We start from the raw sequence: 13,694 nt of genomic DNA on the forward strand, positions 1-13,694 counted from the left end.
GCGCGGCCGGTACTGGGGACGGGCAGGCGCCTGCCCCCGGTGCCACCGTGACTGTGTCGCTTGCTGGGTATTATTTGTCGGCCGGCACGTACACCAGTTCGAGGACGCCGGACGGGAAGGACGTGCTTTTCACCAAGCGCAGGTTCACAGCCTGATCCAGCTCGGGGAACAGCGGCGCGCCCTTGCCGGTGACGGCGGGCAGCACCCACAGCCGGTACTCGTCGACCACGCCGAGCTTGATCAGGGAGTGCATGAACTCGGTGCCACCGGCGGCGACGAGGTCCTTACCGGGCTCGGCCTTGAGCTTGGCGATCTCCTCCGCGGTGTCACCGCCGGCGATGCGGGTCTCGGGCCAGTCGTCGGCCGATTTCAGGGTGCGGGAGAACACGACCTTGGGGATCTCGTTCATGGCCCTGGCAGACGGATGGTCGGAGCCGGGCCAGTATCCGGCCATGGCCTCGTAGGTGTTGCGGCCCATGAGGAAGGCCCCGGCCTCCCACAGCCGGCTGACAAAATACTCCTCCTGCTCGCGGTCGTCGATGCTCATCATGACGTCCCGGATTCCGTTGTCCCCGTCAGCGCTCTTGCCGTCGAGCGAGACGTAAAAACCCAGAATCAGCTTCCGCATCCGGTGCCTCCATTTGTTTCGTCCCGCGCCGGGACGGTCCCAACGCCCCATGGGGGCGCTTGCCTGAGCTCCGATCAGCGCCCACCGCTCGATCAGCTCGTGCTCAGCGGTTGGTCACTCACGCACTCAGACCACCGGCTCCCGCAAAACTCATCGCGCGCCGCGCCATCGATATCTCTCGCCCGCAGCAGCAGGAAGCCGCTCCCGGCGACGGCACGGTCGCGGCGCGACCGGAGCAGGCTGGGCCGCAGGTCCTGCGCGGTGGCCACGACATAGCCGCAGAGCGTAGCCGGTCACCGGGACGGTCCGGCAGCAACCAAAGTCGCGTTGAAGAGGTGACCTAAGTGGCCACGGCCCGGCCGCCCGGCAGTAGCGGCTGCGCCGGCCGGGGTCAACGAGGTCGGTCCCGACAACCCTCGCCCGTGGTTCGAATCGCTTGAGCGACGCGCTCACCCACACGAGCCCGCCCCGCGACCAATTCGCCCCCGGCTGGTCCAGTCGCCGCGTAGTCACCCGAAACAACACCCAAGCGGTACGATGCAAACCCCGAACCGGGCAGCTGGCCGTACCAGCAGCACCAGCGGGCAGGACTTCTCCGTCAGGGGGCGTGGCCGTACCACGCCCACCAGCGGTTTTCCACGTACCTCACGTTGATGGAGAACCCGATCGTGACTTCTGCCGTCCCTCGCGCCTTCCACTGCGAGCACACCCGCGCCAAGAGCAGGGTGTACGCCCTCGTCGAGCGCTCCGGTCAGCCCGCGACCCTGCATGCCGTACTGACCTGCACCGATCCAGCCGTCGCTCAGCACGCCGCCTACCTTCTCTCCTCGGTGCTGGAGAACGGCCTGGGCCCCGCCGCCCGCGCTGAGTCGGAGCGGATCGCGGCGGCTCTGCCCGACGCGCCCGCCGCCTCCTTCCGTCGTACGCTGGCCGATGTCGTGAACGGGACCTGGGCCGACGCCCCCGAGCTGGCCGCCACGTGGGAGTCCCTGCGGCGGGGCCGCGGCGACTCGGCCGGCCTCGGTGGCGACCTTGAGAGCCGCACACCGGGTGATGCCCGCCTCGAGGCCTTCCCCGGGCCGGTCGTACGCACGATCAGCCTGCTGGAGGTGCACGTCCACGACCCGGCTCGCCTTCTCGCGGCGGCCACCGCGACGGGCTGGAGGCCGTTCGACGCCGAGGACCTCGACGAGGACGACCGTCAGGACGTCGTCGGGGCCGTCATGCACTTCGTCAACGGCCCGGAGTTCCTGCCCGGCGCCGACCGGTTGACGGACGTCATGCAGGCGCGGCTGCTGCGCGTCGACAGGGGCGATGAGGTGAGCGACTGGAGCGCGGCGCCCGTGACGGCGAGGTTCGACACGGGAACGAGGTCCGACCCCGACGACTTGGCCGTCTGATCGCTACTTCACAAGCACGTCGGCGCGGCCGAGCACGAGATCAACTCGGCCCAGGTGGAGCTTGAGCAGGGTGACGTGGACGCGGTCGTCGAGCAGTATGCTGCCGGCCTTGCCGATTCGCACGGTGATGGTGAGCGTGGGACAGTGGATGGTCAAACCTCGTGGCGGATGGCGAGCACGCTGAGCCACGTGCGGTGGGTGGTGTTCTCGGCGTGCTCGCGTACCTCGAAGCCGATCTCGGCGAGGATCGCGAGCAGCGTGCGCGGCTCGCGGTGTACGAACCAGCGCTGGAGCCCTTTGTCGTGCGGGACCGGCTCCCAGACCTCGCCGTCGCCGGCCGAGGTGCTCAGCCCGAGCACGCCCCCAGGGCGCAGGGCCGCGTGCCAGGCGCGCAGCGTGGGGACGGTCTCGGCGGCCGGTACGTGCAGGAGGGCCGCGACCGACCACAACCCGGCCAGCGAGCCGGGAGCCAGCGGCGGGTGCCGCAGGTCGCCCAGGGCCACGGGAACGCCGCGGTCGGCGGCCAGTGCGGCGGCGAAGCGCGCTCGAAAAGCGCGGAACGCGGCGCCACTCACCAACACGCAGATGGCCAAATCGCTTCTCCTCGCCACCCAAGTCGGATGGGAAGCTCAGAGAATTACACCGGAGCGGCGTGCGAGAGCCCGTAGACCGGAGAGCTTGCTGCGGCGGTCTCGATGGAGCAGGTCGGTGATCACCTGTCGGAGGCCGGTTGGGCTGACCTCCGAGGGAGCTTGGCTGCAGCGTTCGGCACCCGCACCTACGTCAGGCACTGTTGCATGGTCTTCCGTCGCGAGCCCGTGATCGGGCAGACCCGGAGCTCGCGGCCTGTCTCGTCGACGACCTTCCTGCGTCCCAAGGGCCGCTCGAGTAGGATGGGCACTTCGACGCCACGGAGGATGTCGAGCACGGCAGGCGGCCACAACTTGTCCCGCCACATCTCCAGCAGCGTGCGCTCGGGGGGCGGGCAGGCATCGCGAAGCACTATCCGAAGCCGAACACTCGCCTCGGACTCGACGGCTTCGACTTTGTCGGTCTGGAGACATGCCGGGTCGCTCGCCCCGCCGAAGACCTGCAGGATGAGGACCCGTCCTTCCACCATGACCGTGTCGATCCGCCCGGGAAAGGGCGGTTCGACCGGCCGGGACTCCCGCATGCCAGCCACCATGGAGACGGCGACGGCCAGCACCAGAAGGCAGAACATGCGCCACAGGAAGGACGGGCCCAGGGGGTTCATTTCTTGTAGACGTCCTTGCCGACTGCCTTCATCACGTCATGGATGTCGGTGAAGTAGTTCACGCAGGTGGACACGCTAGGCTTGTTATCGACGTTGTTGCTGCCGTGGTGGATGCCCTTGGCCACCACGTATCCATCGCCCTTGCGGAAGGTGTAGACCGGAGCGCCCGAGTCGCCCCTGATCGTGCACCGGCCGGATTTCTTACCAACCTGAAGCCAGCGTGTCGTGCTCTTCGGCTTCGAGCCCTCGACCTTCCAGCCGATGTCGGTGACCTTGAAGCCGCAGATCTGTCCGTTGGACAGGGTCTTTGTATCCGGGCTGGCACCGCCGACGCAGTACTGGTCTGTTTCTCGCGCGGGGACCGAGAATCGCCCGCCCACCCATTGCTTTTCTGCTGAGTCCCTGCTACCGATGAAGATGGTGGGGCTGGTGACCCGGCCGAGTACCGTCTGTATCAGGGACACGTCGCCATAATAGGTGGGCTGATTCGGCAGTTTGATCGTTCCTTGACCGGCCACCCAGTTCGTCCATTCGACGACACCAGCGCTCGTGATTCCGTCAGACACAACGCAGTGCCCGGCGCTCACCATGAGGTGGTCGGCCGCAGTCCCCATGGCGAATCCAGTCGTGCACCCCCCTTCGGTGCCGTCGGGATTGGAGGAAGAGAACGCTGAGCCGCCGTTGAGCTTTCCCGTGTCCTTCTGCCGGGTGTCCGCGGCGGAGGTGGAGGCGGAGGATGTCGTGCCGACGTCCAGGCGCGGACGGTCACTCTCCGACCGCAGCCAGATGGCGACGTTGTACGTGCCGTACCGGTCCGCCAATGCCTTACGTAGCCCCGCGGATGCGTCGGTGGACTGCACCACGGCCAGATTGCGCTGGGGCCAGATTTGCGTGGCGAACAGCGCGGTTCCCGCCGGGATCGTCTCGTCCAGGTCGAGCACCTGGTCGGTGATGGTGTTCAGCGCCTGGTAGCTGTTGGCGACCTCGGCGTATCGGGGAGTGATCGAGTACGGGGTTTCCGCGGCGGCCACTGCGGCAGTCCTGGCCGCCGGTGAATCCTCGTTCTCGAAACCGATCGCGAGGGTCTCGTCGGCGTCGCCGTTGTCCACCGCGATCCCGCTCAGCACCTTGCTCGCGGTGTCCTTGCCCGCCGGCGTCGCGGGAGCGACCACCCGCCCGCTGGCCGGGTCGAAGTAGGGCGGGGCCAAGGTGGTGGCGTTGGCCTGTGCACGGTTGTCAGCGCCGTTCAACGCGTGCACGTTCTCTGAGGAGACCGGTAGCCCGTCCAGCTTCCAGTCCGCGGGCGCGGTGAACACTTCCACCCCGTCGGGTCCCGCCGGGTACAGCACCTGGGGTGCCGGGACCGGTTGGGTGACGACCGTCAGCTTCGGCACCTCGGTGCCGGGGTCGCCGTACTCGGTGGAGGCGAGCTCGCGGAAGTTGTCGGAGGTGTTGGCCTCGTTCGGCTCCTGCAGTGTGAGCCCATAGTTAGGGCTGCCGCTCGCCCATGCTGCGGCGATCTCCTTGACAGGCCAGTCGAGTGTCCCTCTGCCGCAGTCGCTGGCGTGGGACTGGGTGACGATCGTGGCGCCCTCGGTGGTCGTGGCCGGCTTGTTGGCCCAGGTGAGGTTGTACGGATCCCAGCGGCTGGTGGTCCGCCGGACCTGGATGCCGTCTCCACTCTCTCCGCAGCCCGGGCCATCGGTGTTCACCACCGACAATTTCGCGTCGATGATGCGCTGACCCGTGAGAGCCATGGTGTCGAAGCGCAGCAGGCCGCGGTTGCGTATGCCGAAGATGCCGCCGGTCATCAGCAACGGCGAAGACGGGTCGCCTGTGCCGCCCTCGTCGGAGACGTCCACGTCCGCACTCGTCGGCATCGCGACCGAGCCGCTGATCGTCACGGGGAAGGCCGCGGTGTCCAGCTTGGCGCCGTCCAGCGCCACCCGCAGGTTGTCGCCGGACTGCTCGCTCTTGAACGCGCTGGGGGCTGATTTCGTGGCCGTCCGCCGTCCTGGCTTGATGTGCAGGCGGGGCGTCAACGCTCGCAGAACGGTTCGCCCCTGAGCGTCCACGAGCTCCTCCCGCCGCTCGCCGGACGAGGCGCCCTTCACCTGCACGGGAAGTGTGAGGTCCAGGGGTATCGTCGGACGACGCTGGAGGACGATCTCGTAGCGGAATCCCGCTGCCATGGCGCTGACCACAAGCTGGGCGCCGTCGCCCAGGTCGTACGTCGCTCGGTTCGCCGAGATCTGAGGGCGCGGGAGCGGCGTCGGCCATGACAGGGCCAGCGATTGACCTCCGGCGGTCGACAACTGGGCGAACGGTTCGGACTGTCCGCCTGCCGTGAAAGCGAGCGAAGCCTTCACGAGTTTCGGCCGAAAAGCGCCGTCCTTCTCGACGAGCCCCGTATCGATCCAGGCCCACGCTCCGTTGTTCTGCTTGAGTCGCACGGGTCGGGACCAGGTTTCGATGATCACCTGCCCGTCCTGCCGACGGACCACTCGCCGAGATTCTGTGGCGGCGCCCAGGATCTCACCTGGTAGCTGCTTGGTCGCGGCCTCCATGGAAACAGGCGACGGGCCAGCTTGTTGTGCTTGGACGGGCGGGGGGTTGAGGATCGAGGCGGCGAGGGCCGCACTCGCTGTGACGGCGAGAGCTGAGCTTCGTAACGACCGTGTAAACCGCAAAGGCGCCATCTCCATGAAGATCCTGACAATCCGGAAAACTCGGAGTGAGCGTAGATCGCGAACGGCTGTGCGGCAAGATCAACGCTGAGTCATGGCGCGATGACCAGAGCGTGGGTTTCCGCAGCATGGCGTGTACGGATGCCTCCCATACTTCCGGCGTAGGAAATCTCAGGCAGGCAAAAGGGGCCCGGCTCAAGCCGAACCCCTTCTACGGAAAGTGAGCTAGGAGAGGTCGAACTCTCCCTTACCGGCCCCGTCCAGGAAGGCTGACCACTCTGCGTGAGTGAACGCCAGAACGGGCCCCGATCCGTGATCCTTGGTGTCCCTCACCAGAACCGAGTCGTCGGCGCGCCGCATCACCTCGACACAGCTACCGCCGTTGCCACCCGACGCTTTCGCCTTGGTCCAGACCCCTACCGGCAGACCTGGTGTGTTACTCATAGCGGCTCATCACCTCGCGTATGATCTCCCTGCTGGCGTCAACGGGATGCGCCATGTTGGACAGGGCATCCCATCGCACAATAAGCGCTTGCACGGTCTGAGTGCGATTGGTTACTCGACCTTCCTCAGCGCTCTCTATATAGGCGTGGTCAGGTCCGCCGTCCCTCATAGTAGCCACCTCGAACGCGCCCAGCAGGCCCGTGGTCAGCCCTGCCGCAAGGGGTAGCACCCTGAGTGTGACGTAAGGAGGATTGAGGATCTCTAGGATTTTCGCAAGCTGTTCGCGCATCACCTCTTTCCCGCCCACCGGTCGGTGCAGAACGTTTTCATCGACCAGGGTCGAATACATCGGAGGTGGCTTTCGGAGAAAAACAGACTGTCGTCGAATTCGAAGCTGTACCGCCTTCTCAGCTTGGTCTTCGGTCGCGCCTGGTTCGCCGAGGAATACTTGCCTAGCGTAGCTTTCCGTCTGGAGCAGACCGGGGATGATCATCGGCTCCGAGGTACGTATGGTGTGCGCGGCGGCCTCCACACGTGGCCACTCCTGGAACCACTTCGGCCCGAGAGAGTTGTGTATCTGCGGGAGGAGCTCCAGGAGCTGCCCGTGGAGGCCAAGAGCTTTCTCGATCTCTCGTGTCAGCGCTTCGCCCGGCTTGCGCATCATGCGCTCAACGTGCCCCACGGCGCTCTCGCTGTAGGGAAGTCGCTCCGCTAGACGCTCTTGGCTCAACCCTTGTTCCGTCCGGTACGAACGTAGGCGGGAGGCGAATTCCTTCCATGCCTTCCTACCAGGATCCTGCCCATTTTCGGCCATAACAACCCTTTCGAACCTCTCCCCGTACTCCCCCACTTACGGCCACCCAGTGAATCCGGAAGGAACTGTACGCCTACTTTTGCGGACTGGACAGGGAGGTAACGCCATTCTGAGAGGGCCTACCGAAATCTTGGGGCCGTAAGTCTCGATGCCCCAGATATGTCCTCACCCCAGGGTGGATCCATGTATGCACATAGCTCCCAAACACACCGGACGTTGCTTCGCGCCAGCCCCGACACTCCACGCCAAGCCCGCCAAATCGTGCGCATATGGTCAGCCCTCGGCTTGGGGCTGAAAAGTGAACTGCTGGAGGATGTCGAGTTGGTGGTCTCCGAATTGGTGACCAACTCCGTGACGCATGCGCATTTCCGTCCGGGTCGGCAATGGGTTCAGCTCAGCATCGATATGGATCCCACGTCGGTGCGCGTGACAGTGACGGATCCTGGACATCCCACCGAATATCCGCAACGGCGCTGCGCAGACTCGCGGGACTTGGACGGTCTCGTAGTGGGAGGCAGGGGACTACAGATCGTTGATCATATCTGCCACGGCGCCTGGGATACGAGCCTGACCGAGAGTCATGAACGCATGGTTCACGCCCGAATTCCCATAGATCCCCACACCTGACAGGTGCACCCACCTGGACCGACGCTGGGCGGGGCAGGCGTTCACACGCCGGGCCATCCAACGCGACCGCAGGCACGAAGTACATGAGAGCTCTATCCGGCCGATCAATGAGGCTCGGGCGATCTGGACGGGATTGTTGTCCGGAAGAGTCCGCTAGAACGGGCGTGGCGGCGAAATCTGGAGGGACGGCGCCGTCACGCCTGCTAAACCGCTCCTGGTGGTTCAGAAACCGATGGCTTCGCGGAGCAGCAGGACGGTGCCGCGGCCTGGGTTGGGTTCCGCGTTGAGGATGAGAAGGCGGTTCAGAGCGCTGGGCTGCCCGTATGCCTTCATGGCGCGCTCGTTCTCCAGCGGAAGGCAGTGGTCTTCGACGCGTCGCAGTGCGGTGCTCAGGTCGGGGACCACCTTCTGTGCCCCGACGATCCAGATCGCGCGGGGCGCGGCGCCCGAGTAACCGGCCAGTTGGCTGCCGCTGGCCGAGGCGGCCACAAGGGATCCGGTCTCGGTGACCGCGGCGACGCTGCCCACGATGACGTCGGGGCAGGCGATCATCCGCCAGATCTCGGCCAGTTGGGTCGCACGGTCCATGGTCGTGCTGCTTGCCTTGACGGACTTGTATCGGCCGCTGGTGTTGATGTCCTCATCGATGCCGGACAGGCGGAGGGTTTCGCTGGCCCCGGTGAACACGCTGGCGCCCTCCGGGATCAGGTCGTTGACGCGGGTACGCGCGGCGGCGGCGTCGTCGAGGATTTCCACGGTGAAACCGTGTGCGGTCAGCGCGGCGGCCGCCCGCTCCAGGCGCTGATCGGACGCCCGGTCGGCAAACGGCGCGGCAACGGGCGCCTCGGCCGTGCGGGGCGCCGAGCCTGCCAGCGGGGTGGTGTCGAGGTATCTGACCTCGTAGGCCCGCTCCGTGAACTTCCAACCCTCGCCGGTGCGCTGGTAGCGGTCGTGGTAGACGGCGTAGTTCACGCCCTCGCGGCCGTCCTGGGTACGTGCGATCTCTTGGATGTAGGCGCGGCCGGTCGCCGTGTCGCCGTCCAGCTGGATCGTGCCCGGGTGCGTGTTCTGCACGAAGAAGTCCCACTGGCTCTGCAGTCGCTCGCCCTCGGAGCGGATCTGCTCCCGGCCGACCATCTCGGGGATAGTGGGTATCCGCAGCGCGCCATCGTGGGTGAACAGGGACGCGAGGCGGGGGCGGTCGCGCATCATCGCCGCGTCGGTGAACTCGGCGCGCAGCGCCTCGATCTCGACGCGGTCGGCGATGGCCTGAAAGTCGCTCATCGGTTTCCTCCTGGTCGCCTCGAAGCCGGTGTACGACGGCTTCGTGGGTGGCGTGTTCGTCTCATCGGTTCGACAACGCAACCCCGCTGAATGTGAGGATCCGCTGAGAGTGCCCCTTCAGCGGGGGTTGTCGGCGCGCCAGGCGATGTAGTCGGCGACCGCCGTGCCGACGTCGAAGGCCGGGGTGAAGCCGGTGTCGTGGGTGAGCCGGGTGATGTCGAGGTAGGGGTCGTCTCCGGGGCCGTTCCGTCGTCCGGGCAGGAGGTCGGGCCGCGAGCCGGGGGTGATCGCCCGTACGGCGTCCACGAGCTCGCGGTTGGTGAACGGCCGGCCGCTGGAGACGTTGTAGGTGGTGTGCCGCAGGGTTTCCGTGGTCATCAGCAGGGCGATCGCGCGCCCGGCGTCGGGTGCGTAGCAGCTGTCGCCGCCGTCGTCGGCGTACAGCGGCTGCGGCTGTTCACCGCGGAGTGCGGCGTTGATGTACGGCGGGATGGGGTTGAACGGTGATTCCGGGTCCATCAGCGGTCCCCAGATGCTCCCGATCCGGAGCACGACCGGCTGGACGCCGCTGCCCTGGAGGCTGTGCGTGGTGAGCGGCTCGACGGCCTTCTTGAAGGCGATGATCAGGTGCGGCAGGTCCGCGGTGGGCAGCGCGAGCTCCTCGTGCCAGCGGGTCTCGGCCGCGCCGATGTACACGCCGAGGCTGCTGGCGACGGCGAATCTGCGCACGCCCCAGGCGCGGGCGGCGTCCAGCGCGTTGAGCAGGCCGATCGTGTCCGTACGGAAGAAGGTGACCGGGTCCTTGTCAGGGATGCTGCCGGCGAGGTGGACGATGTCGCTGATGTCGTGGCGATCGGCCAGGGCCAGGAAGGCGTCCCGGTCGGTGACGTCCAGGGATTCCACGGTGACCCGGCCGGCCAGGAACGAGGGGACCTTGGTGCGGCGGTGTGCGGTGACGACGACCTGGTGTCCGAGGTCGACGAGGGCGCGGGCGGTGTGGGCGCCGATCATGCCGAGCCCTCCGGTGATGAGGATCATCGGGCCACCTCGTAGCGCAGGTGGGTCACGCCGGGGGCCGGGACGGCCTCCAGCAGACGGAGGTGTACGTGTTTCGGGAGCTCCCGGAAGAAGGGGCGGCCGGCGCCCAGCAGGACGGGCACCTGGTGGAGGATCACCTCGTCGACGAGGCCCGCTTCCAGCGCGGCGGCCAGCACGCCGCCGCCCATGAGGCCGACATCCTTGCCATCGGCGAACTGGCGGGCGACCGCGATCGCGTCCTGGATGCCGGTGGTGATCAGGGTCTGCCGCTCGGTGATTTCTGGGGCCGGTCGGTGGCTGAGGAGGATCAGCGGGGCTGCCGGGTGCGGGCTGCCGCCGCCGAAGTGGTCGGAGTCGTCGTAGGTGTTGCGGCCGGCCACGATCGCGCCCACGCGTCCGGCGAGAATGTCGAAGAGGCGGGCGCTGGGCTCGCTGAGGTTGAATCCGTCGAACGTCTGGCTGGGTGTGTCGCCGTTGAAGTACCAGTCGAACAGCATGTTCGCGTCGCCGAGGCCGCGTCCGGCGCCGGGGCCGCGGCCGGTGATGTAGCCGTCGACCGAGACGGCGTGGGCGCTGATGACCTTGCTCATGTCTTTCCTTCCGGATCAGCCGGCTTGGGGAAGCCGGCGATTCGGTATCGAGCCTGCCGTTCAGGTGAGGCGGGAGGCATCCGTGCCGGCCACGTGCCGGGTACGCGGGCACCACGTGGTGGCCACGTACGCCGACACCACGACCTCACATTCCGGTGGGCTGTCTTGTCGAAACCGATGAGGGCAGATGCGACCAAAGGAGCCGGCTACACCATGACCACCCCACCCGATCCGGGATTGAGCGCGATCATGAGCGAGCGGCGTCAGCTGATCAATGTCGCGTACCGGCTCCTGGGCTCCCTGGCCGAGGCCGAGGATGCCGTCCAAGAGACCTACGCCCGCTGGTGCGCCATGTCCCCGCAGCAGCAGGACGCCATCGAATCCCCCGGCGCCTGGCTGACGACGGTCACCAGCCGCATCTGCCTCAATCTGCTCGGCTCGGCCCGGTCACGGCGTGAGACCTACGTGGGCGAATGGCTCCCTGAGCCGCTGCCCGAACGTACGGAGTGGGTCACGAGCGACACCATGGTCGACCCGGCCGACCGGGTCACCCTGGATGAGTCGGTCAACCTGGCCTTCCTGGTCGTGCTGGAGTCGATGACCCCGGCCGAGCGCGTCGCGTTCATCCTGCACGACGTCTTCTGCCACTCCTTCGCCGAAGTGGCCGAGATCGTCGGCCGTAGTCCAGCGGCGTGCCGCCAGCTGGCCTCCTCGGCCCGCCGCCGCATCCGGGCCGCGCGGCCTTCCGCGACTCCGGCGGCCCAGCGCGCCGGCGTCGTCAGGGACTTCAAGCAGGCATGGCAGGCCAAGGACATCGACGCCCTCATCGGCCTGCTCGACCCCGACGCCACGGCGATCGCCGACGGCGGCGGCTCTGCCATCACCTTCCTGCATCCCATCGAAGGCGGCGAGCAGATCGCACACGCCTGGATCGAGCTGGCCGGCCGACTGCCGGGCAACATGACGTTCCTGGAACGTACGGTCAACGGTCAGCCCGGTCTGGTGGCTCAGGAAGACGGCACCACTGTGACGGTGTTCGCGTTCGAGGTCGTGGACGATCGGATCAAGCGCATCTGGGTGGTCCGCAATCCCGACAAACTGCGTCGCTGGACGACGGGCTGAAGCGCGTCCGCGCCTCAGCCCTGCCGGTCCGCTGCTTGCCGTGCGTCAGAAGACCGGCGCGCCGTCACGCGTCAGGCGCCAGTTGGCGGCGGCGAAGTCGGCCGGGTTGATCGTGCCCTTGGCCGTCGCGTAGTCGATCAGCGCCTGGCGGATCTCCACCTGGGCGTTGTACAGGACCGGCGCGCCCGCGACGTGCGGGAACCCGCCGCCGCCCGACTGCCGGTAGTTGTTGATCGCGACCACGAACTCCTTGTCCGCCGGCACCGGCGCGCCCTCGTAAGTGAGGTTCGCGATCCGCTGACCCACCGGCTTGGCGATGTCGATGTCGTACGACACGCCCGACAGCTGGTCGTAGTTGTAGTCCGGCGTGTTGCCGGCGTTCGTGAGCTTGGCGACGTCCACGGGGTCGCCGGGAGCCAGCTGGTTGAAGTACTTGGCGGAGTACTCCAGGTAGTCCTTGATCTGGGCGCCCGTCAGCTTCACGGCCAGCAGCGTGTTGTCGTACACGTACAGCCCGGCCACATCACGCACCCGGATGTCGCCGGCGGGGAAGACGGCGGTCCGGCTGAACGGCGCGGCGATCGACAGGACCGGGAGCTGGTTGTCCGGCAGGGCCTGCTTGACGGTCTCGACCTGGACCTGCTGGATGTAGTCGAGGATCGGGGTGTCCTTGTAGGGCGACTCGGCGGCCGAGAGCTGCTCCGACGACTTGGCCACGACCTTGTTGACGTAGCCGACCGTGGCGTCGTGCTGCGGCTTGAGCAGGGCGGTGATCTTGGGGTCCTCGGCGGCCGTGTTCGTGTTGAGCGTGGCCGAGGACTTGCCGGTGACCGTCCATCTGCCGCGCTGTTTGGCGAGCTGGAAGTCGATCACGCTGAGGCGCTGGCCCCACTTGCTCGGCTCGGTGAGCAGGACCTGCCGGCCGGTGGTCTGGTTCGTGACGAACCGCTGGGCCACGTCGTTGTGCGCGTGCCCGAACAGCACCGCGTCGATGCCCGGCACCTGCTCCGCGACCATGGCGGAGGCGTTCTCCACGGGCAGGTCGCCGCCGTACGACGACATGCCGTTGTCGCCCGCGTGCGCGGTCACCACGACCACGTCGGCGCCCAGGCCACGGATGATCGGCACCCACTTCTTGGCCGACGCCACCAGGTCGGTGAAGCGGAGTTTGCCCTCGACGTTCGCCTTGTCCCAGATCGCGACACCCGGGTTGGTCAGGCCGAGCACACCCACCTTGACCGGCTTGTCGCCCTTGACGTTCATGGTCTTGATCACGAACGGCAGGTAGGCGGGCCGGCCGGTCTTCGCGCTGACGGCGTTCGCGCCGAGCACCGGAGCCTTCATCTGGTGGATCCAGGTGGCCAGCAGGGGCAGGCCGTAGTTGAACTCGTGGTTCCCCAGGGTGACGGCGTCGTAGCCGATGGCGTTCATGGCCTTGGCCATCGGGTGGACCGGGCCGTTCCTGGTGATCGGCTCGACCTTGGCGTAGTAGTACGCCAGCGGGGTGCCCTGGATGGTGTCACCCGAGTCGAACAGCAGCGTCCGACCGGCGCCACGCTCCGCTCGCACCTTGTTGACCAGCGTCGACACCTTGGCCAGGCCGACGTTGTTGCCGGCGCTGTCGGCGTAGGCCGCGTCCTTGTAGTAGTCCCAGTTGAGGACGTTGCCGTGGATGTCGGAGGTGCCCATCACGGTGACGGTGATGGTCTTGTCACCGGTCGCGTTCGCGGGTACGCCCATCAGGGCCAGCGCGGTCAGCGCGACGGCCCCAAGCTTCATGGTGTGCATGGCGTTGACAGTAATTG

The 13,694-nt window shown here is 67.0% G+C and carries 14 protein-coding genes; 3 read left to right on the plus strand and 11 right to left on the minus strand.

All coding sequences use genetic code 11. From position 1 onward, the window contains the following. Positions 1-70 precede the first annotated feature (70 nt). The gene (locus AB0C30_RS50175; protein WP_357957799.1) at positions 71-628 is read right to left on the minus strand and encodes a dihydrofolate reductase family protein; all 558 of its coding nucleotides are present in this window, start codon (positions 626-628) and stop codon (positions 71-73) included. A 668-nt stretch (positions 629-1,296) separates the two neighbouring features. Here AB0C30_RS50175 and AB0C30_RS50180 point away from each other — a divergent pair. Further along, positions 1,297-2,028, plus strand: a complete 732-nt coding sequence (locus AB0C30_RS50180) for a hypothetical protein (RefSeq protein ID WP_357957801.1) — start codon at positions 1,297-1,299, stop codon at positions 2,026-2,028. Positions 2,029-2,031: 3 nt separating this feature from the next. On the opposite strand, the gene AB0C30_RS50185 is transcribed toward AB0C30_RS50180, so the two are convergent. The 6 genes from AB0C30_RS50185 to AB0C30_RS50210 form a co-directional block, all read right to left on the minus strand. Continuing rightward, positions 2,032-2,184, minus strand: coding sequence for a hypothetical protein (locus tag AB0C30_RS50185; RefSeq protein ID WP_357957803.1), 153 nt, complete (start codon positions 2,182-2,184; stop codon positions 2,032-2,034). Beyond that, positions 2,181-2,621, minus strand: coding sequence for a hypothetical protein (locus AB0C30_RS50190; protein WP_357957804.1), 441 nt, complete (start codon positions 2,619-2,621; stop codon positions 2,181-2,183). Before AB0C30_RS50190 ends, AB0C30_RS50185 begins: the two co-directional genes overlap by 4 nt. A gap of 185 nt (positions 2,622-2,806) precedes the next feature. Continuing rightward, positions 2,807-3,283 (minus strand): hypothetical protein, encoded by a 477-nt coding sequence (locus tag AB0C30_RS50195; protein ID WP_357957806.1) that lies wholly within the window; start codon positions 3,281-3,283, stop codon positions 2,807-2,809. After that, positions 3,280-5,850: a DNRLRE domain-containing protein gene (locus AB0C30_RS50200; RefSeq protein ID WP_357957808.1), complete on the minus strand. Its 2,571-nt coding sequence runs from the start codon at positions 5,848-5,850 to the stop codon at positions 3,280-3,282. Before AB0C30_RS50200 ends, AB0C30_RS50195 begins: the two co-directional genes overlap by 4 nt. A 345-nt stretch (positions 5,851-6,195) precedes the next feature. After that, the gene (locus AB0C30_RS50205) at positions 6,196-6,414 is read right to left on the minus strand and encodes a DUF397 domain-containing protein (protein WP_357957810.1); all 219 of its coding nucleotides are present in this window, start codon (positions 6,412-6,414) and stop codon (positions 6,196-6,198) included. Further along, entirely contained in the window at positions 6,407-7,228 is an 822-nt protein-coding gene (locus tag AB0C30_RS50210) for a helix-turn-helix transcriptional regulator (RefSeq protein ID WP_357957982.1), read from the minus strand. The genes AB0C30_RS50205 and AB0C30_RS50210 overlap by 8 nt, the downstream gene beginning before the upstream one ends. A 183-nt stretch (positions 7,229-7,411) precedes the next feature. On the opposite strand from AB0C30_RS50210, the gene AB0C30_RS50215 reads away from it, so the two are divergent. Next, positions 7,412-7,855, plus strand: coding sequence for an ATP-binding protein (locus tag AB0C30_RS50215; RefSeq protein ID WP_357957812.1), 444 nt, complete (start codon positions 7,412-7,414; stop codon positions 7,853-7,855). A gap of 222 nt (positions 7,856-8,077) precedes the next feature. Here AB0C30_RS50215 and AB0C30_RS50220 read toward each other — a convergent pair whose 3' ends face one another. The 3 genes from AB0C30_RS50220 to AB0C30_RS50230 all read right to left on the minus strand — a co-directional run bounded on the left by AB0C30_RS50220 (position 8,078) and on the right by AB0C30_RS50230 (position 10,767). Next, positions 8,078-9,139: an LUD domain-containing protein gene (locus AB0C30_RS50220; protein ID WP_357957813.1), complete on the minus strand. Its 1,062-nt coding sequence runs from the start codon at positions 9,137-9,139 to the stop codon at positions 8,078-8,080. Between the two features lie 117 nt (positions 9,140-9,256). After that, entirely contained in the window at positions 9,257-10,177 is a 921-nt protein-coding gene (locus tag AB0C30_RS50225; protein WP_357957815.1) for an NAD(P)-dependent oxidoreductase, read from the minus strand. After that, complete coding sequence (locus AB0C30_RS50230; RefSeq protein WP_357957817.1) at positions 10,174-10,767, minus strand: dihydrofolate reductase family protein; 594 nt, start codon at positions 10,765-10,767, stop codon at positions 10,174-10,176. Before AB0C30_RS50230 ends, AB0C30_RS50225 begins: the two co-directional genes overlap by 4 nt. Positions 10,768-10,980: 213 nt before the next feature. Here AB0C30_RS50230 and sigJ point away from each other — a divergent pair, with 213 nt between their 5' ends. Further along, a complete protein-coding gene (sigJ, locus tag AB0C30_RS50235; protein WP_357957819.1) occupies positions 10,981-11,889 on the plus strand; it encodes an RNA polymerase sigma factor SigJ in 909 nt (302 codons plus the stop codon). 45 nt (positions 11,890-11,934) lie between these two features. Here the strand turns inward: sigJ and AB0C30_RS50240 are convergent, their stop codons facing one another. Further along, positions 11,935-13,677, minus strand: coding sequence for a 5'-nucleotidase C-terminal domain-containing protein (locus tag AB0C30_RS50240; RefSeq protein ID WP_357957821.1), 1,743 nt, complete (start codon positions 13,675-13,677; stop codon positions 11,935-11,937). Positions 13,678-13,694 lie beyond the last annotated feature (17 nt).

Origin of the sequence: Nonomuraea sp. NPDC048901 (assembly GCF_040649695.1) — a bacterium.
GTDB lineage: Bacteria > Actinomycetota > Actinomycetes > Streptosporangiales > Streptosporangiaceae > Nonomuraea.